25 protein-coding genes are annotated in these 25,469 nt (G+C 37.7%); 14 read left to right on the forward strand and 11 right to left on the reverse strand.

Going from position 1 to position 25,469, the window contains the following annotated elements; genetic code table 11:
• Positions 1 to 51: 51 nt before the first annotated feature.
• The 3 genes from FD46_RS01610 to FD46_RS01620 form a co-directional block, all read right to left on the reverse strand.
• On the reverse strand, positions 52 to 261 hold the full coding sequence (locus FD46_RS01610) for a CsbD family protein (protein WP_057895442.1): 210 nt from the start codon (positions 259 to 261) through the stop codon (positions 52 to 54).
• Positions 262 to 379: 118 nt separating this feature from the next.
• Positions 380 to 1,054, reverse strand: a complete 675-nt coding sequence (locus FD46_RS01615) for a class A sortase (RefSeq protein WP_057895443.1) — start codon at positions 1,052 to 1,054, stop codon at positions 380 to 382.
• A 96-nt stretch (positions 1,055 to 1,150) separates the two neighbouring features.
• Positions 1,151 to 3,883 (reverse strand): HAD-IC family P-type ATPase, encoded by a 2,733-nt coding sequence (locus FD46_RS01620; RefSeq protein ID WP_057895444.1) that lies wholly within the window; start codon positions 3,881 to 3,883, stop codon positions 1,151 to 1,153.
• A gap of 324 nt (positions 3,884 to 4,207) precedes the next feature.
• On the opposite strand from FD46_RS01620, the gene FD46_RS01625 reads away from it, so the two are divergent.
• The 9 genes from FD46_RS01625 (at position 4,208) to FD46_RS01665 (ending at position 12,769) form a co-directional block, all read left to right on the forward strand.
• Positions 4,208 to 5,326, forward strand: coding sequence for an ABC transporter ATP-binding protein (locus tag FD46_RS01625; protein ID WP_057895445.1), 1,119 nt, complete (start codon positions 4,208 to 4,210; stop codon positions 5,324 to 5,326).
• 25 nt (positions 5,327 to 5,351) lie between these two features.
• Entirely contained in the window at positions 5,352 to 6,251 is a 900-nt protein-coding gene (locus FD46_RS01630) for a carbohydrate ABC transporter permease (RefSeq protein ID WP_235805534.1), read from the forward strand.
• Positions 6,251 to 7,081 (forward strand): carbohydrate ABC transporter permease, encoded by an 831-nt coding sequence (locus FD46_RS01635; RefSeq protein WP_057895447.1) that lies wholly within the window; start codon positions 6,251 to 6,253, stop codon positions 7,079 to 7,081. Before FD46_RS01630 ends, FD46_RS01635 begins: the two co-directional genes overlap by 1 nt.
• Positions 7,081 to 8,427: an ABC transporter substrate-binding protein gene (locus FD46_RS01640; protein WP_057895448.1), complete on the forward strand. Its 1,347-nt coding sequence runs from the start codon at positions 7,081 to 7,083 to the stop codon at positions 8,425 to 8,427. The genes FD46_RS01635 and FD46_RS01640 overlap by 1 nt, the downstream gene beginning before the upstream one ends.
• A gap of 17 nt (positions 8,428 to 8,444) precedes the next feature.
• The gene (locus FD46_RS01645) at positions 8,445 to 9,146 is read left to right on the forward strand and encodes a glycerophosphodiester phosphodiesterase family protein (RefSeq protein WP_057895449.1); all 702 of its coding nucleotides are present in this window, start codon (positions 8,445 to 8,447) and stop codon (positions 9,144 to 9,146) included.
• Positions 9,147 to 9,330: 184 nt separating this feature from the next.
• On the forward strand, positions 9,331 to 9,780 hold the full coding sequence (locus FD46_RS01650) for an Rrf2 family transcriptional regulator (protein ID WP_057895450.1): 450 nt from the start codon (positions 9,331 to 9,333) through the stop codon (positions 9,778 to 9,780).
• Positions 9,781 to 10,096: 316 nt separating this feature from the next.
• Positions 10,097 to 11,104, forward strand: coding sequence for a tryptophan ABC transporter substrate-binding protein (trpX, locus tag FD46_RS01655; protein ID WP_057895451.1), 1,008 nt, complete (start codon positions 10,097 to 10,099; stop codon positions 11,102 to 11,104).
• Entirely contained in the window at positions 11,101 to 12,006 is a 906-nt protein-coding gene (locus FD46_RS01660; protein WP_057895452.1) for an ABC transporter permease, read from the forward strand. Before trpX ends, FD46_RS01660 begins: the two co-directional genes overlap by 4 nt.
• Positions 11,993 to 12,769, forward strand: coding sequence for an ABC transporter ATP-binding protein (locus tag FD46_RS01665; protein WP_057895453.1), 777 nt, complete (start codon positions 11,993 to 11,995; stop codon positions 12,767 to 12,769). Before FD46_RS01660 ends, FD46_RS01665 begins: the two co-directional genes overlap by 14 nt.
• Positions 12,770 to 12,984: 215 nt before the next feature.
• On the opposite strand, the gene FD46_RS01670 is transcribed toward FD46_RS01665, so the two are convergent.
• On the reverse strand, positions 12,985 to 13,605 hold the full coding sequence (locus FD46_RS01670) for an NADPH-dependent F420 reductase (RefSeq protein WP_057895454.1): 621 nt from the start codon (positions 13,603 to 13,605) through the stop codon (positions 12,985 to 12,987).
• A gap of 172 nt (positions 13,606 to 13,777) precedes the next feature.
• Between FD46_RS01670 and FD46_RS01675 the strand changes: the two genes are divergently transcribed.
• Positions 13,778 to 14,287: a type 1 glutamine amidotransferase domain-containing protein gene (locus FD46_RS01675; RefSeq protein WP_057895455.1), complete on the forward strand. Its 510-nt coding sequence runs from the start codon at positions 13,778 to 13,780 to the stop codon at positions 14,285 to 14,287.
• A gap of 134 nt (positions 14,288 to 14,421) precedes the next feature.
• On the opposite strand, the gene FD46_RS01680 is transcribed toward FD46_RS01675, so the two are convergent.
• A complete protein-coding gene (locus tag FD46_RS01680; RefSeq protein WP_057895456.1) occupies positions 14,422 to 15,378 on the reverse strand; it encodes a ketopantoate reductase family protein in 957 nt (318 codons plus the stop codon).
• Positions 15,379 to 15,806: 428 nt separating this feature from the next.
• On the reverse strand, positions 15,807 to 16,058 hold the full coding sequence (locus FD46_RS10310; protein ID WP_157047065.1) for a hypothetical protein: 252 nt from the start codon (positions 16,056 to 16,058) through the stop codon (positions 15,807 to 15,809).
• 89 nt (positions 16,059 to 16,147) lie between these two features.
• Between FD46_RS10310 and FD46_RS01685 the strand changes: the two genes are divergently transcribed.
• The 3 genes from FD46_RS01685 to FD46_RS01695 all read left to right on the forward strand — a co-directional run bounded on the left by FD46_RS01685 (position 16,148) and on the right by FD46_RS01695 (position 19,487).
• Positions 16,148 to 17,113, forward strand: a complete 966-nt coding sequence (locus FD46_RS01685; protein ID WP_057895457.1) for a ketopantoate reductase family protein — start codon at positions 16,148 to 16,150, stop codon at positions 17,111 to 17,113.
• A gap of 222 nt (positions 17,114 to 17,335) precedes the next feature.
• The gene (locus tag FD46_RS01690) at positions 17,336 to 18,019 is read left to right on the forward strand and encodes a triose-phosphate isomerase (RefSeq protein WP_057895458.1); all 684 of its coding nucleotides are present in this window, start codon (positions 17,336 to 17,338) and stop codon (positions 18,017 to 18,019) included.
• Positions 18,020 to 18,338: 319 nt separating this feature from the next.
• On the forward strand, positions 18,339 to 19,487 hold the full coding sequence (locus FD46_RS01695; protein WP_057895459.1) for an iron-containing alcohol dehydrogenase: 1,149 nt from the start codon (positions 18,339 to 18,341) through the stop codon (positions 19,485 to 19,487).
• Between the two features lie 205 nt (positions 19,488 to 19,692).
• Here FD46_RS01695 and FD46_RS01700 read toward each other — a convergent pair whose 3' ends face one another.
• On the reverse strand, positions 19,693 to 20,538 hold the full coding sequence (locus FD46_RS01700) for an aldo/keto reductase (RefSeq protein WP_057895460.1): 846 nt from the start codon (positions 20,536 to 20,538) through the stop codon (positions 19,693 to 19,695).
• 93 nt (positions 20,539 to 20,631) lie between these two features.
• Positions 20,632 to 22,302 carry an acetolactate synthase large subunit gene (locus FD46_RS01705; RefSeq protein ID WP_057895461.1) on the reverse strand — a complete coding sequence of 557 codons (1,671 nt, stop codon included), beginning with the start codon at positions 22,300 to 22,302 and terminating at the stop codon, positions 20,632 to 20,634.
• A 219-nt stretch (positions 22,303 to 22,521) separates the two neighbouring features.
• On the opposite strand from FD46_RS01705, the gene FD46_RS01710 reads away from it, so the two are divergent.
• Positions 22,522 to 23,424: a cation diffusion facilitator family transporter gene (locus tag FD46_RS01710; protein ID WP_057895462.1), complete on the forward strand. Its 903-nt coding sequence runs from the start codon at positions 22,522 to 22,524 to the stop codon at positions 23,422 to 23,424.
• Positions 23,425 to 23,563: 139 nt separating this feature from the next.
• Here FD46_RS01710 and FD46_RS10495 read toward each other — a convergent pair whose 3' ends face one another.
• From FD46_RS10495 to FD46_RS01720, 3 genes are all read right to left on the reverse strand, one after another.
• On the reverse strand, positions 23,564 to 24,001 hold the full coding sequence (locus tag FD46_RS10495; protein WP_338040977.1) for a helix-turn-helix transcriptional regulator: 438 nt from the start codon (positions 23,999 to 24,001) through the stop codon (positions 23,564 to 23,566).
• Positions 23,938 to 24,708 (reverse strand): hypothetical protein, encoded by a 771-nt coding sequence (locus tag FD46_RS01715; RefSeq protein WP_235805525.1) that lies wholly within the window; start codon positions 24,706 to 24,708, stop codon positions 23,938 to 23,940. Before FD46_RS01715 ends, FD46_RS10495 begins: the two co-directional genes overlap by 64 nt.
• A 200-nt stretch (positions 24,709 to 24,908) precedes the next feature.
• Positions 24,909 to 25,400 carry a thiol peroxidase gene (locus FD46_RS01720; RefSeq protein ID WP_057895463.1) on the reverse strand — a complete coding sequence of 164 codons (492 nt, stop codon included), beginning with the start codon at positions 25,398 to 25,400 and terminating at the stop codon, positions 24,909 to 24,911.
• Between the last annotated feature and the right edge of the window lie 69 nt (positions 25,401 to 25,469).

A 25,469-nucleotide genomic window follows, 5' to 3' on the forward strand; every position in this document is an offset into this window, starting at 1 on the left:
AATAAATAGCTTGTAACAAACTATTACTTACTATGATGTTGTGCAGTTTTTCTATTTTTTATCCATCTTTTTCTTTAAATCATCCACAGTTTCTTTTACTGCTCCCTTTGCATCTTCGAACTTATCTTTGGCTTTGCCCAAAACTCCTTGTGCCTTGCCTTGAGCTTCACGTGTTTTATCATTTGTAGCCTTGCCTTCAGTCTCTTTTGCTTTTCCGGCTACCTTATCCTTTGCATTATCAGCTCTGTTCTTCAAACTCATAGTCACATCTCCCTTCACTCATATAACTTACACTAATTTAACCAAATTGCTAAATGGTTAAATATGTTTACATTACAAGTCTAACAAAGCATAATATTTTAAGCAATTTTTTTGCACTTTAGTCAGCAAAATATCTTAAAGTATCTTTTGTTACACCTTGAACTTGCTCAAGTTCTCCTTGGACCAAAATTCTATTTGTTTCTCCCGCAGTTGCTGTCAGGCATGTTACTAGCGTTACTAATTTTTTTTGTGGTACATCATTTATCCAGTTAATTTGGTACTTATCAACTGTTCTTTTTTGAACTACCCGATAACGATAGACTTTAGCTCCATCTGTAAGATATATGGACATACCCGTCTTAACTTTTGCAAGCGGAGAGAAAAGGATTGTCGAATTACTCATATGATGCCCTGCCAAGGCATAATTTCCTTCGCCCATTTTTTCTGCAGGTTTCATGGTCCCTGCTCCACGCAGTAGATTTTCATTATCAATTCCATAAAAAATAGGTAAATATAAACCCACCTTTGGAATGGAAATTTTACCGATCGACCCAGAATCGTTTTTTATAGCTTTACCTAAAGTTTGGACATCAGCAGCTTTTACACTTTTAAAGTTAAAATTACCGTGCTTACGTATTTCTTTGTTGACGGTCTTAGGCTTTTTTTGAAGTTCACTCGTGGTTAAAGTTTTGATAATTAGTACTTTAAGCTGCTCGTTAAAAACTAGCGCAAGACCAATTGCTAACAGTAGCACTATAAGTACTTTCTGAAATACTTTTTTATATTTTTTCAACTTGACTCCTCATTTATTCTCTGATTCTTATCAATCTAATATATTATTGCATAAGCCGTGTCCTTCTCCCAAATATTATGACAGAGTAACTTGCTTTTATAGTTTTTTCCTTTTAAGAAGCGTATTATACAACCTGCTTTTCAGAAATTTAATCAATTCTGTCACAACTAAAACAATGAGTCCCACACCGGCTGGCAAAAACCACCCATAGACGAAGCCAATCGTACCTGTATGAAAGATTTTTTGCATAGACGGCAAATAAATAATACCGACCTGCAAAATGAGGAGCAGTGCAATAATATAAAAAGCCATCCTATTTTTAAAGAAGTATCGCGAAAACACAGGGTGATTATTACGAATATTAAAGAGATAAAAGACCTTCCCAAAGATAATAATATTCAGTGTCATTGTACTTCCAAGCACCGGTGACACTCCTTGTCTTGTCACTAATTCATATGCAAGCATTCCCAGACTTGAGATAAGTACAGAAACATACGCAATCTCAAAGACATCTGCCTTAGTCAGAATTCCTCTTTTAATATTACGCGGACCTCTTGCCATAATGCCGGCCTCTACTGGTTCAAAAATAAACGCAAACTGTATCGTGAGTGCAGATACCATGTTGATCCATAACAACTGCGTTGGATATAAAGGCATTTCCTGATTCAAAAGAATACTGAAAACAACTATCAATCCTTCAGCAAAGCTAGTTGGTAAAAGGAACCTGATTGTTTTTTGAATGTTATCAAAAACGTGCCTTCCTTCCTTAACAGCGGATAAAATCGTAGTAAAATTATCATCTGCTAAAACCATATCGGCCGCCCCCTTAGCAACATCCGTACCCTTAATTCCCATAGCTACTCCAATATCTGCTTGTTTCAATGCGGAAGCATCATTAACTCCATCACCCGTCATTGAAACGACATGACCTTTTTTCTGCTGGGCCCTTACAATTCTAAGTTTATCACTTGGAGTTGTCCTAGCAAAAACAGCATAACGATCGATCCTTTCAGCAAGTTCTTTTTCCGACATTTTTTCAAGTTCTGGTCCTGTAATTGCATTGAGGTTTCCACCCATTTCAAGTTTCTCAGCTATTGCTAAAGCAGTGTCAGGATCATCACCAGTGATCATTTTTACCTTAATTCCAGCATAGCGTAATTGCTTGATTGCATCCTTAACTTCACTACGAGGTGGATCAATAATTCCAACCAGACCGATAAAGTTAAAATTATATCCTATTTCTTGGGGGTTAATCTGTGCAGTACCTGCAGAAACTTTTTGGTATCCTAATGCAACAACCCTTTTGCCCTGTTTCGTTAATTTTTTTATTTTACTATTCCAAAAATTTTTATCTGGCCGCCCGCCTTTTTCTTCCATCAACGATAATAAGGTCTGGGGTGCACCTTTAACCAAAAGTAGCTTTTTCCCATTTTGCAACACCAAACGTGCTGAATAACGAAAAGCTGAATCAAATGGCAAGGAATCAACCTCTGTGGGCCCGGGTTCTTTGCCCGCAAGCTTATGATACAATCCCGTCAAAGCCCCATCGGTCGGTTCTCCAGTTAAAACCCAGTTACCATTTTCTTTATGAAAAGAAGCATCCGACGTTTGTCCAGCAATTTCTACCAACCATTTTAAAGAAGAAATGTTTTCCCAAGAATTCACTTTTTTTTGCTGGTTAGAAATTCCCCCTGGTGTATCATAACCAACCCCAGAGATCTCATACTCATCATCGCTTGTAACAACATCAGTAACCGCCATTTCATTTTTAGTCAACGTACCTGTCTTATCAGTATTGACAATATCAACTGCTCCCAACGTTTCCACCGCTGGCAATGTTTTTACGATGGCATTTTTTTGCGTCAGTTTCCTGGTTCCCATGGCAAGCACAACGGAAACACTTGCCGGCATTCCTTCAGGCATAGAACCCACTATTAATGTAATAATTGAAATCAAAAGAACAGGCAGACTGTAAACTTCTAAGTAAAATCCTATTAAAAATAAGATTCCCGCCAAAAAAACGATTGATAATGATAAAGCAATTCCTAGCCTGCCTAAATTTTTCATTAAAGGAGTCGGTCTGCTCTTAACACTGAGCACGTCTTGTTGAATCTGGCCAATCTGTGTGTTCATCCCCGTTGCAACTGCTATTCCGAAACCGCTGCCACTTGTAACTGCAGTGGATGCAAAAGCCATGTTGGTTCTTTCAGCCAAAGGAACTTCAATTTTTTCTAATGCAGTTTCACTCTTCACCAAAGGTTCTGTTTCTCCGGTTAAAACGGCCTCTTGAATCTTAAGGTTGTCTGCAGTTATTAGTCTTAGATCAGCAGGAACAGAATCACCAGCTTCTAAACTTACAAGGTCTCCAGGTACAATTTTCTTAGCAGCCAGTAAAGTTCTTCTTCCCTTGCGAACAACATAACTTTTCAAAACCAGCAGATCCTTAATCTTATCAAGAGCATTATCAGCAGAAATCTCTTGAAAAAAACCAATGAAGGCATTCGCAATAATTACCGCACTGATTACTATAGAATCTGGGTAATGGTTCAATACAAAGGTTATGATAGCCGTAGCAGTCAAAATGTAAATAATACTGTTGTTAAACTGTTTGAAAAAAAGAACCCAGTTAGAGCGTTTTTTTTGCACCAGCTCGTTAGTTCCATAATTTTTTAACCTATTTTGTGCTTCTTCAGCAGTAAGGCCATTGTTTAGGTCAGTCTTGAATTCTTTTTCCAGTTCCTCATTGGTCTTACTCCAAAAATACTGGTAGGTGGAATTGTCACCCTTTTTTGTTTTTTCATGCTGCTTTGGGGGGATTTTATCTTTCATTAATATATCTGTCCTTCCAAATTAGGCTGATTTTAATAAGTTAAAAAAATTCAACTAGCTGTACATTCTTGTACTATATTATAGCGTATCTCTATGCAACTTGGTAATTTCAAGCAATATCAGGAAACTTTCACACGGTTTTGACAAGTTTAAAACCGTCTTAAAGAGAAAAGAAACTGGATCAAAAATTTTATACAGCCGTAATCCTTTTGAAAAACTGAAATCATTAACAAAATTTACCCAACCCTTACATACTGTATACATTGGCGTTACACTCGACAATTATACTTGAGGTGCATCAAACAAAATATAGGGAGTGAGCAGATGGGTATTGAACTAAGTAATATTTCAAAGAGTTACGATAATCAAAACTGGACATTAAAAGATGTCAGTGTACAGATTAGGTCAGGTGAGTTCTTCACAATTGTGGGCCCTTCAGGCTGCGGTAAAAGCACCCTTCTTAGAATGATTGCAGGTTTGATTTCAATCTCTAATGGAACACTGAAAATAGATGGCCGTGATGTTACTAATCTTCAGCCGCAAGAGCGTGCATTAACTATGGTGTTTCAAAATTATGCGCTTTTTCCTTTTCTGGATGTGAAAGCAAATGTATCTTTTGGATTAAAAGCGCGAAAAATGCAATCGGCCCAAATTAACGAACGGGTCGCAAATGCGCTTGAACTTGTGGGCTTAAGTGAATTAAAAGACCGCAAGCCGCGTGAATTATCTGGCGGACAACGCCAACGTGTTGCTTTAGCACGTGCCATTGCCAGTGACACTAAAGTTTGCCTAATGGATGAACCTCTTTCAAATCTCGATGCACAGCTGCGCAGTAAAATGCGTTCAGAAATCCGTGAATTACAACAAAAACTCGGTATTACTTTGATTTACGTTACACATGATCAAGTTGAGGCTATGACAATGGCTGATAGAATTATGGTATTGCACGCACACACAGTACAGCAGATCGGAACACCTTCAGAAATCTACCAGCACCCTGCAAATGCTTTTGTAGCCCAATTTTTTGGTACACCGCGAATGAACCTTTTAAGCGTTCACTATGCCTCTAAAAATCAACGTCATTTAAAGTTCGATTCCTACATTGATTATTTGCTGCCAAGGGATATTGAAGATGGTGATTATTTTGTTGGAATCAGGCCGGGGGAACTAGAAATTCATACAGCAGACAAAGCTAATGCTGTTATTAAAAACATCGAGTATTTGGGAACACAATCAATCATTCATGCTGTTTTAGATAATGATATGGAAATAAGGATTACAACTTCAAAAAATAATACCTTCTGCCTTAACGATCATGTTCAAATTCGTGCCACTAACACCTACTTTGTTTTTGACAGTACTGGAAAGGCGATCTTTTTCAATAAGGGGGACGTCCAAAATGGATACACAGATCACAAACAAGAACCCGCAAATGCGCTATAAACAAAGAAAAGAAGAAAAACCGCTTATGGCTACTGGGCTTAGCTACAATAAAAGCAAAGCGCTCCGAGATCGTCTTTATGCTCTTATATTTCTTGGCCCCTCTCTTCTTGTTCTGATTGTTTTTGTCTTTTTCCCAATGTTTCGTACTTTATACCTCAGCTTCTTTTTAACCAATAATTTAGGCAAGCCGACTGTTTTTATCGGCTTTGCAAATTATATCAGTCTATTAAGTTCATCGGCATATCTGCATAGTTTGCAGGCTACCTTTATTTATGTGATTGCAGTGTCTTGCCTAACCCTTACCTTAGGGCTTTTACTTGCACAAACTGCTTCACAAAAAGTACGCGGAATCAGTTTTTTCAGAACCATCTTTTCTGGAACCATGGGAGTTTCAGTTTCAGTTGCTGCTATTTTTTGGCTTTTCATATTCAACCCTTCTGTGGGGATGCTGGATCAGCTTGCAAATTTGCTGCATCTTCCTGCGATAAATTGGCTGACCCAGCCGGGATGGGCAATGACAGCGGTAGTGATCTCTACGGTCTGGATGAATCTCGGCTTTACATTTTTAATCTTCTTTGGTGCAATTCAATCTGTTCCCTCTACCTTATATGAAGCTGCGCAAATCGAAGGTGTCTCTAAAATCTATCAATTTTTCCATATCACTCTTCCAATGATTTCACCAACACTCTTTTTTGTTTCAATAATCACACTGATAGAGTCATTTAAAAGTTTCGGTCTGATTGACTTGATGACAGCGGGCGGACCGGATAACGCTACGAACCTGCTTGTTTACCGTATTTACCAAGATGCTTTTTTGAGTGGTAATTATGGGCTTGCAAGTACTGAGTCAGTTATCCTTGCATTGATCATTGCCTTTTTTACTTTCATTCAGTTTAAAGTTTTGGAAAAGAGAGTGAACTACTAATGAACAAAAACATTACTCCTCCTATCACACAGCGAATAGGACAGATCTTTTTATTATTACTATTGGCTTTTTTTATTTTAATTCCTTTTTTACTCGGATTTTGGACTAGCCTTTTGCCTACTGCTGATATCTCCAAAGGTGCTCTTTGGAGCAGTCATATTTCCCTAAGCAATTACTATACTGCAATAACGCAGACACCGATTATCCGTTATCTTTTTAATAGTTTAGTCATTTCGTTTTTCACTATGGCAGTTCAACTGCTATTTTGTTCGATGAGCGCATATGCTTTTGTTTTTATTGAATTCAAAGGCAGAGATACTCTTTTTTACATTTTTCTGGCAACTATGATGCTTCCATTTGAAGCTGAGGTAATCCCCAACTTTGTTACAGTCCGCAATATGGGGTTATTGAACCATTATGCCGTTATGATCATCCCTTTCCTTACTTCAGCATTTGGAACCTTCATGCTGCGTCAAGCGTTTATGCAGATTCCCAAAGAGCTGCGGGAAGCTTCAGAAATAGAAGGACTGTCACATTGGCGCTTTTATGCAAAAGTCGTGTTGCCATATTCTCGTATCAGCCTTTTTACCCTGGCTGCTTATAGCTTTTTGGCAAGCTGGAACCAGTATCTTTGGCCAATGCTCACAACCTTCAGTGACAGTTTCAGACCTGTCCAAGATGGATTGCGTCAGTTACAGTCGCAAGAAACATTCAATAATTGGGGTATGATCCAGGCAAGCGCAGCTATAGTGGTTATTCCTACCTTGATCGTCCTTTTTATTGGACAGCATTACTTTAAGTCTGGATTGAACGAAGGTGCTGTTAAATAATGAAAAAAATCAATTCTTATAATTCTCGCCCTCTCTTATTTCTTTTTCTGATCTGTATTGTTCTTTTGACAACATTAACTGGATGTTCTTCTGCAAAAGCTGATAGTAAAATTCAAATCACTTTTTGGCATGAAATGACAGGCCCTGCGCAGGTCCAACTAGAAAAATTTGTAAACGAGTTTAATAAGTCGCAAAATAAATACACAGTTGTTCCCCAGTTTGAAGGAAATTATAATGAAGCTGTCCAAAAAATATTAAACACACATGGGACAAGTGCTTCGCCTGCTGTTTTCCAGTCAATGGACATCTCAACCAGCCAGATTTACAATAGTGGCTATACAACGCCTGTGCAGAAATTCATCAATGCGGATAATTACAATGTCAACAAGATTTCTGCGGTTGCACGTGCTTTTTATTCTAAAAATGGGCAGCAGTTGTCAATGCCTTTTAATACTTCACAGCCGGTTCTTTACTATAATGCCAGTTTACTGAAAAAATATGATATTACTCCGCCCCCAGTTGATCCGAGTTACAGTGATATTTCGCGTGTGGCTCAACAGCTTTATGCACGTTCAGATAAAAAGGTTAAGGGACTTAGTGTTGAAATTTATGGTTGGCTTTTTGAACAATTTCTAGCCAACTCTGGTGAATCACTTGCTAACAATGATGACGGGCATTCAGGAACACCTACAGCTGTTAACTTCTCAGGTACAACTGCAATGACCACTATGAAGTGGATTCAAGAAAACATAAAAAGCGGAGCATTTATGAATTATGGCTCAGGATCAAATGCCCCCACAAATGAAATGGCTGGTTTTCTTTCTGGAAAACTAGGAATGTTTTTACAATCATCTGCTGATATTAGCCAATTAACAGCAGGAACAGAGGATAAACTTGGAATTACCTATTATCCTCATCCCGATGGTCAAAAATCCAATGGCGTTTCAATTGGTGGTGCCTCTCTTTGGATCTCAAACGATAAGTCCCGCAAAGTCCAGCGTGGTTCTTGGGAATTTATCAAGTATTTGATGAGATCCCAAAATCAGGCGGCTTGGCAAGCAGCAACAGGATATTTAGCCCTTAACAAAGATTCTCAAAAAGAAGCTGTTTTACAGAAACTTTATCAAAAGAACCCTGCTGCGAGGATTCCAAGTCAACAATTAGCACGTACGGTACCCAATAATACAAACTCCGGTATTTTTATGCAGGGTCTTATTCAGGAAAGAACACTTACTCAAACTGCAATGGAACAGATCTACGATGGAAAGAACATAAAATCTTCTCTGCAAGATGCTGAAAAGCAAATGAACAGTTACGTTAAAAGTTTAAATCAAGCAAATAAATAAAAGTTAGGAAGTTTAAAATGACAGCAAAAACTCTAATTTTCGGACACCGTGGATATCCGGCAAAATTTCCTGAAAATTCATTAGAAGGTTTCAAGTATGCAAGCAATCATCATATCGATGGACTTGAATTTGACGTTCATCTAACAAAAGACAGCATTCCTGTGGTTATTCATGATGAAACAATAGACCGTACGACCGATGGCAAAGGAGAGATCAGAAACTACACTTTTGCACAGCTGCGTCAATTTCACCTCGAAAATAGTGAGACGATCCCTTCGCTGAAAGAACTTCTAGAAACGGTTGCTGATTCTTCTATTCAGCTCAATCTTGAACTTAAAACTGACCAAATAACATACGAAAATATTGAAAAAATTGTATTAAACATGGTGCAACAATGCCAGTTGACACATCCTGTTATTTTTTCCTCATTTAACCTCGACACGTTAAAGAATTGTCAAAAAATAGATTCTGCTCAACAATACTGCTGGTTAACAATGCACAAAGTGCCAGAGGCAGAAGAATTTGTAAAAAAAGTAGGATTAGCAGGATTACACTTGCACCATTATCAGCCTGATGAAATAGTCCAGCGTATTTGGACAATCAATGACTCTTTTAAGATTAGAAAACTGCTTAAACAAGGTGTCGCAGGTATAATTACTGATAATTTTGAAAAGGCAGTAAAAATCCGTGAAAAAATGACAGCGAAAATAAACAGCTGATTGTTGCTTGAGTAATTTCTGCCGACAAAAAATTTTATTAAAGTATCTTACAAAACTTAGCTTGAAGTCTTAGTTTTGAAGATACTTTTTGTTTTTCACTTTGTTTCCTAGATAATTTATCTTTCATAACTGTTATGCTACTATTACTTTCAAAATAATATTTCAAAGAAAGAGGCTGCTACAGTTGGCAAATAACAGACTAAGCGATTTGCTTCATATTCTTGTTTACGTTAAAACTCATGAAAATCAAAGATTAACGAGCAGCATGATAGCTGGCAGTGTGAATACTAATCCTAGCCTGACACGCCGCATGATGGCTCAGCTCAAAAAAGCAGGCCTGCTTGAGACTACACAAGGAACTGCTTTCCCTAAGTTAACAAGAGCCCCTGCCCATATTTCTCTTTTAGATGTTTACCACGCAACCGAACCTGAAACTTTCCTGTTGAAAATAGATCGCAATACTTCTCAAAGATGTCCTATCGGCAATTCTATCCCGAGCGTCCTTAATAAATATTATTCACAGGTTCAAGAAGCCGCGGAAAAAGAAATGAGCAACATCACCGTCCAAGATATTGTAGAAGACCTCAAAATAAAATTAACGAATAAAAGAAGCTTAAAACCTGCTGATGATTAAAAAACATCTTGACTTTTTAATCATCAATTCATATAATTACTTTAAATTAAGTTGAAGGGACGGAACAGTATGGGAAAGTTTAATTTAGCCAACTTGAATAGTTCTTGGCAAAGCCGGCACTGCGGATTGTAATTCGTAATCACACGGATACAATCTGGCAAACAGTTTGTATCTGTGCCGACTAACTTTCACGTACAATTAGAAAGTCTGCATGGGTGTAATACAGCGGGCTTTCGGTTGCAAGGGCAAACCAGAGTTCGCTGGTTTGCCCTTTTTATTTGCCCTCATTCATTAAATAAAATTCGGGGGAATTATCATGAAAAGAATGTATACTTTAATCGCTATATTAGCAGTATTTTTAGGAGTTGCTTTTTTTACCACACAAAATAAAAACAGTACGGCTTCATCCAATAAGAAAAAAATTCCGACAGTCGGTATTCTCCAACTTCTAACGCATCCTGCGCTGGATCAAATTCACCAAGGTTTTGTAGCAGGACTCAAAGAATACGGCTATACGCCTGGGAAGAATATTAAAATTGAATTTCAAAATGCTCAAGGTGATCAAAGTAATTTAAAAACAATGAGTACTAAGTTTGCAAACGAAAATGTAGACCTAGTTGCTGGAATAGCAACTCCTGCTGCACAGGCATTGGCTAACTCTGTCTCCAAAAAAACCCCGGTAATACTGGCGGGAATTACAGATCCAACCGGCGGCGGACTAGTAAAATCAGATAAGCATCCAGGTGGAAATATTACAGGAACTTCTGGCGAATCTCCGCTGCAAAAGCAATTGGAGCTGTTAAAACAAATTGTTCCAGATGCTAAAACTGTGGGCATTATCTATACTTCTTCAGACCATGGCGGCTCCTATAATGCAAAAAAATTTGCAAAACTATGCCAGGAAAACGGCGTCAACTACAAACTGTATACTATTTCAAGCACAAATGATATGCAACAGGTTGCAGAACAAATGACTTCACAAGTCGATGCAGTTTATGCTCCTCAGGATAATGGAGTTGCCTCAGCCATGAAGACACTTGTTAATGTTGCAAATAAAGAAAAGGTTCCAGTTATCCCTTCTGCCGACACAATGGTGAAAGATGGCGGTCTAGCCTCATATGCTATTAGCCAGACAGAACTCGGCAAAGTTGCCGGAGAAATGGCCGCACAAGTTTTGCGAGGCCGTAAAACTGCAGATTTCCCAGTCGCCTATGTTACCAAGGGTACGTATGTAATCAATCAAAAAGAAGCTGAATTATTGGGAATCAAACTTCCTGATGAGATTGTAAAACAAGCTGAAGCAAAAGGAGAGGTTTTTAAATGAGTATGATCGTTTCAAGCATTGGACAAGGGTTATTATGGGCAGTACTCGGTGTTGCCTTGTTTTTAACTTTTCGGATATTGAACTTTCCGGACATGACTGTTGAAGGTACTTTCCCGCTTGGAGCAGCCACTGCGGTAACTGCTATCAGCCATGGATTATCCCCACTTATCGCTACTTTCTTAGCCTTTTTAGCAGGTGGTTTTGCTGGGTTGATAACCGGTCTGCTTTATACTAAGGGAAAAATTCCGATCCTTTTGGCAGGAATACTGGTTATGACTGCCTGTCTTTCAATCAACTTGCGTATTATGGGCGGTGCTAATATTTCTTTGCTGGGTAAACAAACTGTGTTCAGCAATCATTTTCTAGAATCACTTCCCAAATATTTTGATAGTGTGTTCATAGGCTTTATCATTATTTCCATTATTACAATTTTACTGGTTCTGTTCTTACAAACAGAGTTAGGACAAGCCTTTATTGCAACCGGAGATAATCCGGTAATGGCACGTTCGCTTGGTATCAATACTGACAATATGACAATCATGGGTCTCATGGTTTCTAATGGCTTAATCGGCATGGGAGGAGCTTTCATTGCTCAAAGTAATGGTTATGCCGACGTTAATATGGGGATTGGCATTATCGTAATAGCTTTGGCTTCAATAATTATCGGAGAAGTTGTATTCGGAGAATTAACCCTTAACCAACGCTTGATAGCCGTGACTCTTGGAAGCATTCTATACCGTTTCGTCTTGCTGACAGTATTGCAGCTTGGTTTCAGTACAAATGATTTGAATTTATTATCTGCGCTCATCTTAGCAATCTGCCTCATGCTGCCTAAGTTAAGTGCACTATTAGGACTTGATCATGTAATTCAAAAAGGAGGTGCAGGAAATGGCGCAAAATGACCCCTTGCTTTCATTGAAAAATGCAGTTGTATATGTAAACCAAAACACTTCCTCTCAAACTGCAATTTTGAATCAGTTAAACCTCGACATTTTTGAAGGAGATTTCATTACAGTCGTAGGACCGAATGGAGCTGGAAAATCTACTCTATTCAACACAATTGCCGGAAGTAAAATCCTCGGAAAGGGCCAACTTCTTCACAGAGGACGTAGTATCGCGAAAGAAAGCATTATAAAAAGAGCGCAATTCCTCAGCCGGGTATTCCAAGATCCTAAAATGGGGACTGCTCCTCGTATGACAGTTGCAGAAAACCTTAACTTAGCTGCAAAGAGAGGTACTCAACGAAATTTAAAGTTACGTAAACTCAAACAGAAACGTTCTTATTTTAAGGAAATAGCTGCCTCAATGAACAACGGACTCAGTAATAAATTGGACGTTGCTACTGAAAGTCTTTCTGGTGGACAGCGTCAGGCACTTAGCTTTCTAATGGCTATTATTAAGCGTCCCGAACTGCTCTTGCTAGATGAACACACGGCCGCACTCGATCCCAAAACAAGTGCACAGTTAATGATACAAACCAATAAAAACATTACGGAACAAAAACTGACATGTTTAATGATTACTCACCATTTGGATGACGCTTTAAAATATGGGAACCGATTACTGGTACTGGGTAAAGGTCAAATTGTACTTGATGTCCGTGATGAACAAAAGAAAAGCCTTACCAAAGAAAATATTTTGGAACTCTTTGATAAGATCAGTTAACATAATTTATAAAAATCGGCTGCTGGAGCACATTACTGCAGGTATTGCAAGATCATATAAAAGGGCCAAGTCAAAATCGAGTTTTGACTTGGCTCTTTTATATGATCACTATAATCACTATAATTTTTATGAAGCAGCTGTTCCAGCTTACCCTCCTGTCATCTGAGCTATTTTTATGCCGTTATTAATTTCTGCAGGTCTTTTTAGTATAATTACTATTTCTGAACAAACTTGTTTGCCAAAGACTTGCGATCACCCGAAAACAAAAAAAGTGGCGTATCAGATTGAAACTTAATACTTTCTTTAAGATCCCCTACATCATAAGGCACAAACCCGATCTGCTTGATCAGCTTTTCAGCTGTATCCTTAACTTCAACATCTCCTGCAATAGGTATCGCGATTTGTTTGTCTTCACTTGCATCACTAGACAAGCTCTTCAGATTTGCAACCGGAATTGTATTAAAAGCTTTGACAACTTTTGAACCTATAAAGTGTTGTGCAACAAGTTGCGAACTAGCCAATTTATGATTGCTGACTTCTTCAAACTCACCGTCACGATGTGGAAAATAGTTTGTTGCATCTATAACAGCTTTATTTTTTAGCAGATCTTCATCAAGTTCAAAAACTGCCTTATAAGGAACTGCCAGTACTACCAAGTCCTGTCTTGCAACTTCAGCCAGATTACCGGCCTCTGCTTTTGAGCCTAGACGTTTGATCACTGGCTCAAGTCGATCCAAACCATGCTTGTTTGTGAGTACTATAGAATGCCCGGCCTTAATAAACATTGCTGCTAAAATCTGAGCAACATGCCCCCCGCCAATAAAACCGATCTTCATTAAAAACACCTCCAAAAATTTTAAAAAGTTTCAGATATCAACGTCATTGTATGATAAAATAATCCCGCTGACAAACAATTGTTATCACCTCCTCAAGCCGATTAATTGAATAACAACTTTCCTCTTGATATAGTGAGAATTGTAGGTGAAACAATTACAAGGAGGAATTTTAATGAGCAAAGTTGCAGTATTAGTAACTGATTTTGTTGAAGACATTGAGTATACTTCCCCAGTTGAAGCGCTTAAAGACGCTGGGCACACAGTGACTACAATCAGCCCTGAAGGCACGGAAACTATTACTGGAAAACATGGTACAGAAATAAAGGTTGATAAGGCTATCAATATGGTTAAACCTGATGATTTCGATGCTTTGTTAATTCCAGGGGGCTTTTCACCGGATCAATTACGTTCTAATGAAGCTTTTGTTGCCTTTACCAGGCACTTTCTTTTAGCTGACAAACCTCTTTTTGCTATCTGCCATGGTCCACAGCTTTTTATCCAAACTGGTTTGGTTAAGGGACGCGAATTGACCTCATACACTACTGTTCAGCCTGATCTTTATTATGCAGGCGGCCTTGTTAAAGACGAGCCTGTTGTAATTGATCACAACTTGATTACAAGTAGAACTCCAGATGATATCCCGGCATTTAATCACGCAATTGTGGGTGCCTTGGAGGCTTAAAATTTTTTCAAAGTCTAAATAGATAACGCTGCTAAAGCATATTAGAGCGATGATTGCAGCAAAAAGCAGCTGAGCCAAAACTTACATTTTGGCTCAGCTGCTTTGCATTTTTTATATTGACACACTTCAGTATACTAATGATATTTACGCATTAATTCTGCTAAATGTACTTGTTGCGTTACGAACTCGTGAGTACGACAAACGTAATCATGTTCTCTACCAATCTTTGCAATATAGCCATTAATATAGTCCACTTCTGTGGATCTTCCCTTAGAAAAATCTTGGTACATTGATGGGTAATGATACTTATACTCATGGCTGATGGTCGTCACAGAATCAATCTCTTCTTGCCGTGTTTCTATCAAATGAATGCCAGCTCGTTCACAGGCATCGTATGCTTCGTTAAAAAGCTGCTCAGCCATTTTAGGTACACCTTCATACTCAATAAACTGACCCATTTGAACCTCAAACATCGTACATAATGTGTTGACAACAGCATTGAAAACAACTTTTGACATACACATTCCCAAGTAATCTTCAACAAAAATCGGTCCTAAAGAAGCCGCCTTAAAATCGGCAATTACTTGTTGGGTTGCGGTCGTTGGCTTACCGCCTGCATATTGTGAAATATGCATTTGTTCTGTTCCTTTAGCCCCCATAAAGTCAACGTTGGCAGGACCGTCAAGGCGGGTCGCAATCATAGCTGTGCCGCAAAGAATTTTTTCAGCTGAAAAATACTTGACAATTTTTTCAAAATGTCCCATTCCATTCATTGCTGAAAAAACATATTGTCCTTTGTGGAACAAACCGGCAGCTGCATCCCGTTTTAACTCATCTTCAAGCTGCATCTGCTTTTTGAAAATGATCCAAACATCAGGTTTGCCTTGATATTCTTCTGGATAATAAATATTAATCGGAATAACCCGTCTATTTTGATGGTCACGTGCAACTGAGACCCCACCTTGTTCACGAACTTTTTCTACATTCGGTTCCCAAGTATCAATAAAATCAACTTCTGCTCCGGCATTTTCTTGTAACATTACTCCATAACGATACCCCATTGCGCCTGCACCAATTACACCATACTTCATTCCAAACACTCCCTTTTATTATTTTCTAAACAAAAAGCACCCCTAGTCATTAAACCAAGGGTGCAACAGCACGGTACCACCTTTTACTTCAATCATCTTCACAAATGATCACTTATTGTGTGAAAAACACACGCATTTTAATGGATGCTGCCCATCTTGTCTCGAAAAACAAGATCAATGAACGAATTTTCCACCTGCCAGTCCAGACACTTTCTCAACAACCAGTGCTTCCTTTGCAAAACTGACAAATTACTGTTTTCGTTCATGTCGTTATCATTTATTGATGCTAGTCTACGCTTTTCATATATTTATTGTCAACCTTTTTTTAATTATTTACTAATTTAGTAAAAATTCCTTATTTTCTTAAGCAATAGACTTTATCTGTGCTTTTACTTTTAAAAAAACATTGACTATTAGATTTTTAAACGCTAAACTACATATAAATTAAAAACGAATGAGATAAAACGTGTGGAAAAGAACTTCTGCTGCTTTAAAGGGATAAGCGAACCTGAAACTGGTGAGAGCAGGTACTCTATAATTAGTAACGGAAAATCATCTTGGAGCGTTGTAGGCCAAAGCTCTACAAGTAGCCTGCAGTGGTTGCACCCATTATAGTGCTGACGAATTGATTTCTTAGTTCGAAGAGATTCACGATCGTGAATGAACAAAGGTGGTACCACGCGTCAGCGTCCTTTAGGTAATTTTATTTTGCCTAAAGGACGCTTTTATTTTTTATTCGTATTTAAAAAAATATTTGGAGGGATTCATTATGAAGTTTACAGTTTTAGGTGCTGGCGCTATGGGATACCGTTATGGGGTTTTACTGCAAGAAGCTGGAAATCAAGTCGATTTTGTGGATACTTGGGAATCGAATGTAGAAAAAGTTCGTGAACAGGGTGGAGTTTTGGTTTCACGCGATCACCAAAATAAACGTCTTGTTCCTGTTAATGTTTATTATCCAGAAGAATACCAAGGCAAGCCTGATGTCTGGATTGTTTTTACCAAACAAATGCAGCTTGCTGACTTTTTAAAGAGAACAGCACATTGTTTTAGTGAAGAACAGTATGTCCTAACCTGCATGAATGGCATGGGACACGTTGAAAAGCTCTTAAAGTATTTCAAACCTGAAAAGCTGATGGCAGGAACTGCTCTAGTTGCCACTGTCCTAAATGGTTCTGGAGATGTAGATTTTATCGGAGCCCGCGGTGCCGGAACAATGAATCTCGCTAACTATACCGAAAAACCAGATAAAAAGACACATGATGTAGTAGTGGAACTGGAAAAGGCACAATTCAATCCAAACCTGACAACTAACTTCTTGGGGACCCTCCTCGCCAAAGTTGTTTTCAACTCTGTTGTCAACACCCTCTGCACTCTTTTTGAAATCACTATGGGTGAATTTGCAAGTTATCCGGGTGCTGATGAGCTAAGTATGCAGCTTATCAATGAAGCCTATGATATTTGCGAACGTGCCGGCATTCAAATGCTCAACACTCGCCAAGAAGAATTAGAAAGTGTTAATTATGTTTCTACAGTAGCTAATCCATTGCACTATCCTTCAATGTATCAAGATATGTCGCACAATCGTCCAACAGAAGTCGATTATATCAATGGCTACTTGGTTGAACTTGGCAGAAAATATCGTTATGAAGCCACTACTCATGCATTCTTGACTCATTTGGTCCACTTGGCAGAACATACACGACAATCTCAGCCCAAAAACGTCATAGGATAATTTTTAACTATAAAATTAACTAGGGGATTGTAATCCGTAGTCATTGATACTGCTCAAAACTTTCCAGCTTCTGCCACGCGTTCTTTTTATTGCAAATTTTAATCCTTATACTAGTTTTACCTTTAACGCAGCTTAAGGATTATAAATAATCATAACTTTTGCATTCATATCTCAGTCCCTTACAATAAGGTTAGACATATAAAAACCTAAAGGAGCGATTTGATGAAAAAATTCAAGAAACCCTTTTTCATGGTAAATCCCAAGACTTACTTGTATGGTGCTGATGTAATCAAATTAGCTGAGCTGACAGAAAAGATAGCTGCAAAATATGAGCTGCAGAGCATTTTTACTGCTCAACTAATTGATATTCCCGACATCAAGAATAAACCAACTGATAACCTGCTTGTAACCGCTCAGCATATGGACACAATCGAACCCAGCAAGGGAATGGGGAGTGTTTTGCCTGCAGCTTTAAAAAATCATGGAGTTGACGCAGTTGTGCTTAATCACTCTGAAAGGCCCTTGACTATTTCAGACCTAGATGCCGGCATTAAAAGTGCAAAAGAAAATGATCTTTTAAGTATCGCTTGTGCAGACACACTTGAACAGTGTAAAGCTATCGCGGAATTACACCCAGATGCAATGATTTGCGAACCTTCTGCTTTAGTCGGCTCAGGGAGCACTAGCGATAAAAGCTACGTAACCCAATCAATTGCAGCTGTCCACTCTGTTGCTCCCGATATTTTTGTCATCGAAGCTGCTGGCGTAGGCGACGCTGCGGATGTTAAAAAAATGCTGGAATGGGGAGCAGACGGTACTGGTGGTGCCAGTGGAATCGTCAAAGCTGATAATTGGGAAGAAAAATTAGACGAAATGATGAGTGCAGTAGCTCAATTTAAAGCTTAAATTCAAATTACTAATAATAGCTAAGTCAAGGGAATGTGCCAATAGTCGTTAGACTTTGAGCATTAACTGCGAATTACGAACCTAGTCCGAATTTGACTATGAGTAATTCGTGGTTAAATGAAAAAGATTAACTATTGAAACACGTTAATATGGAAACTGAAAGAGAGTACAAAAAAGCTGAGCCAAAACATAGGTTTTGACCCAGCCTTTCTTTTTGGCTATTTTATTTGGAAAAATAATAAATTTTTTAAAAATATTATTATGCATTTGGTTGTAAAAGATGAGACTACTAACTAATATTGGAAGTAGGAACGTATCATTGGATTCAAAAATTAAGGGGATGTTTTATTTGTCATCTTTTGTAGTTAGACCACTGATCCAGACAAGCGATAACCTACAGGAATTTTTTAAAGCAATTCACGTCAGCAACAAAGATGTTTTATTGACTAACCGTTATATCATTGAACCGCATCTTAAGTTAGCTGATCTTCCTGTCGACGCGATTTTCGTAGAAGATTATCTGCATGGAGAACCAACAGATGTTGCCGCTGACAAGTTATTGCTTAAGCTCAATGAAAAACATTATAAACGCGTAATTGCGATTGGAGGCGGATCCGTCATTGATAATGCTAAACTTTCCGTTTATGGTGAAGGTTTGACGATTTCGGATCTTGTTAAAAATGGCAAAACCTTACCTCAAAAACGCAAATTAATCATTGTACCCACAACAACTGGAACAGGGAGCGAAGTAACTAATGTTGCAGTTTTCAACTTTGTTTCTAAAAAGACAAAGATCGGCTTGGCATATGACCAAATGTATGCAGATCAGGTATTTTTAATTGGACAATTGGCAACTACAATGCCCTATAAAGTCTTTGCAACCAGCTCAATTGATGCATTAGTACATTCAATTGAATCATATATTTCGCCCAAGGCTACTTCATTCAGCAAAAGTTTTTCGCTTAGTGCAATGAAGGCAATTTTACGTGGATATACCAAAATGATCATTACAAATGCTACTGGTAAAACGCCGCATGGACAAGAACTTCAATCCTTCCTTGAAGCCAGTACACAAGCTGGAATTGCGTTTGGAAATGCTGGTTGCGGTGCAGTTCATGCACTTGCATATCCTATCGGTTCCGAATTTCACATCGCTCACGGTCAATCAAATTACTTAGTGTTCAGCGGCACTTTCAAGAAATATCAAGAGCTTGGTGCTGATTTAAGTAATTTAGAAGTTGTTTTGGCAGGGGAACTTTCCGTTCAGCCAAATGAAGTATGGACACGCTTAGAAAATATTATTAACAGCATTCTACCTAATCAGCATTTAAGCGAAATCGGGATGGACAAAAAGTTATGTCAAGAATTTGCTAAGTCTGTGCTCGAAAACCAGCAACGGTTATTGGTCAATGCCCCAGTAAAGTTGACAGAAGCTGATGTTGCTGATATTTACACCAAGCTGCTCTAGAAAAACCAGCAGTTAACTCATTTCACAACTTAATTGTAATTTTTGTTTTAAAATAAACCTCAGACAAGTCTGTTCTCATTTTATGAAGGGAAATACCTGCCTGAGGCTTATTTTTAATTAACATTTTAATTTTATTTTTCCAATTCCAGCTTTTACTTAATTCTGGAAAAATGTCACTCACAGTCCAAACTATTAACCAAAGATGTTACTCTGCTTTCAGTTCACTAAGATCATCAAATTCTTGGTCACTTAACTCAATATCACGTGCTTTAAGATTTTCTAATGCGTGTGCTACTGACTTAGTTCCAGGAATAGGCAAAATTACCTTACTGCGCTTTAACAGCCAAGCAAGTGCAATCTGTGCCGGACCGACTTTATACTTCGCAGCAATCTGCTGTAAGCGTTTATCATTTGCTAATTTACCAGTTGCTAAAGGAAACCAAGGAATAAATGCCAGATGATTTTGTTCTGCATAATTCAACACATCTTCGTCAGTCCGGTCAATCAGATTATACCTGTTTTGCACTGAAACAATTGGTACAATCTTTTGTGCCTCTTTAATCTGTTCAACTTTAACTTGACTTAATCCGATGTGCTTGATTTTTCCTTCTTTTTGCATATCACGCAAAACTCCCAGCTGTTCTTCTAAGGGAACTGTAGGATCAATTCTATGCAATTGCAGTAAGTCAATATGGTCCAACCCTAGAGAAAATAGGTTAAGTTCTACTTGCTGCCGCAAATACTCTGGGCGGCCGTTCGGGATCCATTTATTAGGCCCTTGACGTGTAAAACCAACCTTGGTAGCAATCATCACCTTAGTATCAGGTCGCTGCTGCAAAGCTTTTTTTAAATAAAGATTTGCAAAAAGCGGACCATAAGCATCCGCTGTATCAATAAAGTCGACCCCATGATCAAGCACTGTGGTAATCACTTTAACTGCATTTTGCGGCTCTAATGAAGGACCCCAGACACCTTTGCCAGGCAACTGCATTGTCCCATATCCTAAACGATTAACCGTTACCCCATCGTCAAAAGAAAAAGTCTTTTCCAAAAAACGCACCCCATTTCTACATCTATCCTACTGCAACCCACAATCTTAAAGCCAGTAATTGAAACTGAAAATATAACTTGCATTAATCCTGTTTTACAGCCGCATTGTTGTATTTCCTAATTTACTGATTAATTTCATATTTTCTTGGTAATCAACTGGAACTGCAATTACGAACACACCGTTTTTAGCAGCAACTGCCTCTCGCATAAATTGCGAAAATTCTCCTGCTTTTCTAACTTGTTTTCCGGTTGCTCCAAAACTTTGCGCATACTTTACAAAATCCGGATTATCAAAATCAACTCCATTATGGTGATTAATTTCCATATCCATTTTCCATTTTATAAGACCATACGAAGCGTCTTCCCAGATCACGATAATTAAATGAAGCTTTTCTCGAATTGCTGTTTCGAGTTCCTGAGAGTTCATTAAGAAACTTCCATCGCCCATCACAGCAACAACAACTTTATCTGGACGCGCCAATTTAGCACCGATTGCCCCTGGTAAAGTCCATGACATCGTGGATAATCCATTATCTATCAAACAAGTATTTGAAAGATACGTCTGATATAACCGTGCCATCCACATTTTAACAGCACCCGTATCTACAAGCACAACCGCATCATCAGGAAGGACTTTACGGGTTGCATACACAACTGTTTGAGGTTTCAATGGTACAGAATCGCTCTTCTGCCCGCTGACTAATTCATTATGAATTAATTCTCTGATCTGCGCCGTTTTATGTGAAAAATGAAGTTCCTGTGATCTCAATGACTGCAGTAAAACTTGTAAGCTGGCTCTGATGTTTGCAATTATGTTCAGCGTTACAGGATAATGACTGTCGACATCTTGACGGAACATGTTAATATGAATAATCTTTTTATCACCATGCGGGTTGATTTTCTGCGGATCAAACTGCTGAATTGAAAATCCAATTGAAATTACTAAATCTGCCTGATCGATCGCAAAATTTTCATAATCTTTCCGCATAAAGCCTACAACACCGAGTGCATTTTTATGCCTGTCAGAAATAACACCTTTACTCATAAAAGTTGTTACTACAGGTATATCCAACAGCTCGCTTAACTCACGCACCTCTTGTTCTGCATGTTTCCAAAGAACACCGTCCCCAGCCAATATAATAGGATTTCTAGCTGCTGCAATTAATTTAACTGCCTTGTCAATATCGGAAGGAGTCGGCTGTGTAACAGAAATAGGATCGATTTTGAGCGGCTTTACCTCCACTGGAGCTGTTTTTTCTTCAACATCTTGTGGAATGGCCAAGTATGAAGAACCCGGTCGATCTCTTTTAGCAGTTGAAAAAGCTTTACGGACCATTTCCGGTACAGCGCGGGGAGTTAAAATCATACTTGCATACTGGGTAATAGGTTTAAACATAGAAACAAGATCCAAGACCTGATGTGATTCTTTATGTAGCCTGGTCAAACCTCCCTGAGCACTCAAAGCAACTAAAGGAGTTGAGTTAGTTTCTGCATCCGCAACCCCCAGCATTAGATTGATCGCTCCTGGACCAAGTGTGGCTAAACAGACCCCCGGCATCCCTGTCAGCCGGCCATAAGTACTGGCCATAAACGATGCGCCCTGTTCATGACGAGTTAAGATAAATTTTATTAATTTTGATTCATTAAGTGCATCTACCAAGTGAATGTTTTCTTCCCCTGGAATTCCAAAAACATATTTTACACCTTCATTTTCAAGACATTCTACTATTAAATGTGCAGTGTCTTTTTGTGAATCTGAATTCATTTTTTCTCCCCAGTTTCTTTATAGAATTAACTGCTAAACAAATCTTAAAATACCCTTACCAATTTTTAATGTATGGATATTTGTTTTTATATTAGCACTTTATAAAAATAAATTCTTCTCTTAAATTTGTTTTTATCCATATTTCATGTTATAGTTCACATGTAATATGAACATATATTCATACATTAAAAAATTATTAATAGAAAGGAGGATCTCTGAGTGGAACAATCCAAATTTACAGGAAGTCGTTTCCTATTAATTACAGTTCTAAATGTCCTAATTACTGTTTTTGAACTTTTAGGCGGAATTTTTGCAGGAAGCCTTGCACTTATCTCTGATGCGCTCCATAACCTTAGTGATTCTTTTTCTGTCATTTTGAGTTATATTGCACATCGTATCGGCATGAGAAGCCCTACTCCTAAAAACACTTATGGTTATCAAAGAGCTGAGATTCTTGCAGCATTTTTAAATTCACTTATTCTTGTTTTTTTATCTTTATATCTCTTGCTTGAAGGGATAAAAAGGATTATCCATCCTGAGCAGGTCAGCGGAGGCATCATGTTTTGGATCGCCTTAATCAGTTTGGCTGCAAATCTTTTTGCGACGTTTCTGCTTAGCCGTGATTCGAAACACAATTTGAACTTGCGTGCAACCTACCTTCACTTACTCAGTGATGCCCTCGCCTCAGTTGGTGTAATTGTTGGTTCATTGCTGATTGTTTTCTTTGGTATTTACTGGGTGGATCCTCTTGTTACTATCTTAGTTTCACTTTATATAGCCTATGAGGCTTGGCCCATCATCCGACAAACAATTGCCATTTTAATGGAAGGTTCACCAGCTATTAATCCTGAAAAAGTAAAAACTGATTTGATGGAAATTCCAGCGGTCCTTGGGGTCCATCACTTCCATGCTTGGTTAATCAATGAAAATGAACTTGTTGCTTCAGTCCACATCAATCTAGGCAACATTTCATTAAGTGAGACAGAAGTAATCTATTCACAAATAGAAAAAATATTAAAACAAAAGTATAACGTTATTCACGTAACCATTCAGGCGGAATGTACACGAGGTATCAGAGATAAAATGTGCTTTTCTCGTGATGACGAAAAACATGAGAATTAAAAAATGGAAGTGTGCCAATAGTCGTTAAGCGGAAAAAAACTGACTATTGAAACACGTTAATATGGAAACTGTAAGAATGTAAAAAAGCTGAGTCAAAACATAAATTTTGATCCAGCCCTGCTGTTTAATAGTTAAAGCTTTAGCTCTGCTGTTTTGAAATTTTCTTTGGCGTCTCGTTAAATGTTTTACGGTATTCCGAGGGAGTCATATCAGTATACTTTTTAAAAACCCTCATAAAATAAGTGGGGGTTTTAAATGATAATGCATATGCGACTTCATTTACATTGATAGAACAATCTGTCAGCATTTTTTTTGCTGCCTTTACTTTTTGATAATTAATATATTGCATGACAGTCGTTGCGTACCTTTTTTTAAACAATGCGCATAACTTGCTTTTAGAACAATTAAGAACATTAGTTAAAATTGTTAGGTTAATCTCTTGGTTAACATGATTTTTGATATAATGCGCACATTTTTCGGGTAGCAACACGATGCTTTCTTTTTTTACTTTTCTTAACTCAAAAAAGCACTGCAATGCAAGCTGATCCATCCATAGTTTACAAGCTGATCCATCCATAGTTTAAATGGTGGAATTTCTTTTTTAAATTCAATTGTTCCCAAAATATCATCTTGTATTTTGAGTGCCACTGTTACTGCAACTTCTTGATTAGAGATTACTGCATTAATCAATAAACTCACAAAACGGATGACAATATCTTTTTGTCCACGTTCAAAATGCTGCTTTTCAAACAAACTCCCCATATACTCAGTTAGTGTTGGTTGTGCAAGTTTTTGCTGAAAAAAAGGAAGATTATCATCATTAATAATCTTAAAAATTTCCTGTTCATTTTTATAAAGCTGTTTCAATTCACTTTTGTTAGCGAATTTAATACGTTTTGCTTGAGCAGGAATCTTTTTTACACTCATTTTCCATTCAGGCGCTTTTTTTTGGGTAAATAATTGATATACAAGTTCACATAGTTGGTGAATATTATTAACAAATTTAGTAGTAGCTTTATAATCTCTAGGAATATTCGTGGTGTTAATATGAGGTATCATTATGAGGCTTTTAAAATCCTCAAGAGGAATTACGACTACATAAAAATTGTTGATATTGACAATAGTTAATGTACCTTTAACTCTTAACTTGATTGCCTCATTAACTAAAGCATCCATCTTAAAAGCGTCATTTTCAGAAATTAGTTGCACTTTTTCTCCATTATAATAATAAAAATCTGTTGATGCGATATTTGCCAACAATTTAATGTTTTCATTCTGCATCATGCCTGGTCTCCCCCTTCATCAAAAAACATAATAGATAACTTATTAGCTTATTAATTAAGTCATACTATACACTATTTTAAGTAAAAAAATGCGTTTAATATAATTATAGTAACTAAACATTCCCAATCGTTATTAAAACACAAACTAAAAAAGCCCATGTTCTAAATTGTAACGAACATGAAGCTCTTAAATATAATAAATTAGTGTGCTTGAATAAACTCTAAAGCAGTTGCATAATCAGGTTCATTACTTTGTTCAACTATTAATTCACGGTAGATGATCTTTCCTTTATGATCAATGATCCAAACACTACGTGCATCAATTCTTTTATCAGGAACATAAAGTCCAAGCATTTTTCCAAAAGAACCCTGCTCATCAGATAGAAGCTGCATCTTGGCAACATTTTCAGCTGCACACCAATTTTTTTGTTCAGTTGAACTATTGGTCGAAATCGTTAAAAAATTAATTGCAGGGAAATCATCCACTTTTTCATTGAAAATTTTAGTTGAAAGACTGCAAACACGTGTATTTACATCAGGTACAACACTGATCAACGTATTTTCTTTTGCTAACTTCTTTAAAGAAATCATTTCCTGATGTATATTTTTTAAACTGAAGTCCGGAAAAGTATTTCCAACTATTGGCGGTTCACCATTCGTAACAAGCGGTTTCTGATGCATTGTAATCTTCATAAAATCAACTCCCTAATTTTTATTAACTAATGATAGTATATCAATGTTTCAGCTTTGAGTTAAAAATAT

Origin of the sequence: Liquorilactobacillus oeni DSM 19972 (assembly GCF_001436275.1) — a bacterium.
In the GTDB taxonomy this organism is placed as follows: Bacteria; Bacillota; Bacilli; order Lactobacillales; family Lactobacillaceae; genus Liquorilactobacillus; species Liquorilactobacillus oeni.

Coding starts and splice junctions, on each gene's coding strand:
- FD46_RS01610 (WP_057895442.1), bottom strand. CDS start 261: ATGAGTTTGAAGAACAGAGCTGATAATGCAAAGGATAAGGTAGCCGGA.
- FD46_RS01640 (WP_057895448.1), top strand. CDS start 7,081: ATGAAAAAAATCAATTCTTATAATTCTCGCCCTCTCTTATTTCTTTTT.
- FD46_RS01690 (WP_057895458.1), top strand. CDS start 17,336: ATGAAAAAATTCAAGAAACCCTTTTTCATGGTAAATCCCAAGACTTAC.
- FD46_RS01625 (WP_057895445.1), top strand. CDS start 4,208: ATGGGTATTGAACTAAGTAATATTTCAAAGAGTTACGATAATCAAAAC.
- FD46_RS01635 (WP_057895447.1), top strand. CDS start 6,251: ATGAACAAAAACATTACTCCTCCTATCACACAGCGAATAGGACAGATC.
- FD46_RS01660 (WP_057895452.1), top strand. CDS start 11,101: ATGAGTATGATCGTTTCAAGCATTGGACAAGGGTTATTATGGGCAGTA.
- FD46_RS01715 (WP_235805525.1), bottom strand. CDS start 24,708: ATGATGCAGAATGAAAACATTAAATTGTTGGCAAATATCGCATCAACA.
- FD46_RS01620 (WP_057895444.1), bottom strand. CDS start 3,883: ATGAAAGATAAAATCCCCCCAAAGCAGCATGAAAAAACAAAAAAGGGT.
- FD46_RS01670 (WP_057895454.1), bottom strand. CDS start 13,605: ATGAAGATCGGTTTTATTGGCGGGGGGCATGTTGCTCAGATTTTAGCA.
- FD46_RS01645 (WP_057895449.1), top strand. CDS start 8,445: ATGACAGCAAAAACTCTAATTTTCGGACACCGTGGATATCCGGCAAAA.
- FD46_RS01630 (WP_235805534.1), top strand. CDS start 5,352: ATGGCTACTGGGCTTAGCTACAATAAAAGCAAAGCGCTCCGAGATCGT.
- FD46_RS01705 (WP_057895461.1), bottom strand. CDS start 22,302: ATGAATTCAGATTCACAAAAAGACACTGCACATTTAATAGTAGAATGT.
- FD46_RS10495 (WP_338040977.1), bottom strand. CDS start 24,001: ATGGATGGATCAGCTTGTAAACTATGGATGGATCAGCTTGCATTGCAG.
- trpX (WP_057895451.1), top strand. CDS start 10,097: ATGAAAAGAATGTATACTTTAATCGCTATATTAGCAGTATTTTTAGGA.
- FD46_RS01675 (WP_057895455.1), top strand. CDS start 13,778: ATGAGCAAAGTTGCAGTATTAGTAACTGATTTTGTTGAAGACATTGAG.
- FD46_RS01685 (WP_057895457.1), top strand. CDS start 16,148: ATGAAGTTTACAGTTTTAGGTGCTGGCGCTATGGGATACCGTTATGGG.
- FD46_RS01720 (WP_057895463.1), bottom strand. CDS start 25,400: ATGAAGATTACAATGCATCAGAAACCGCTTGTTACGAATGGTGAACCG.
- FD46_RS01665 (WP_057895453.1), top strand. CDS start 11,993: ATGGCGCAAAATGACCCCTTGCTTTCATTGAAAAATGCAGTTGTATAT.
- FD46_RS01680 (WP_057895456.1), bottom strand. CDS start 15,378: ATGAAGTATGGTGTAATTGGTGCAGGCGCAATGGGGTATCGTTATGGA.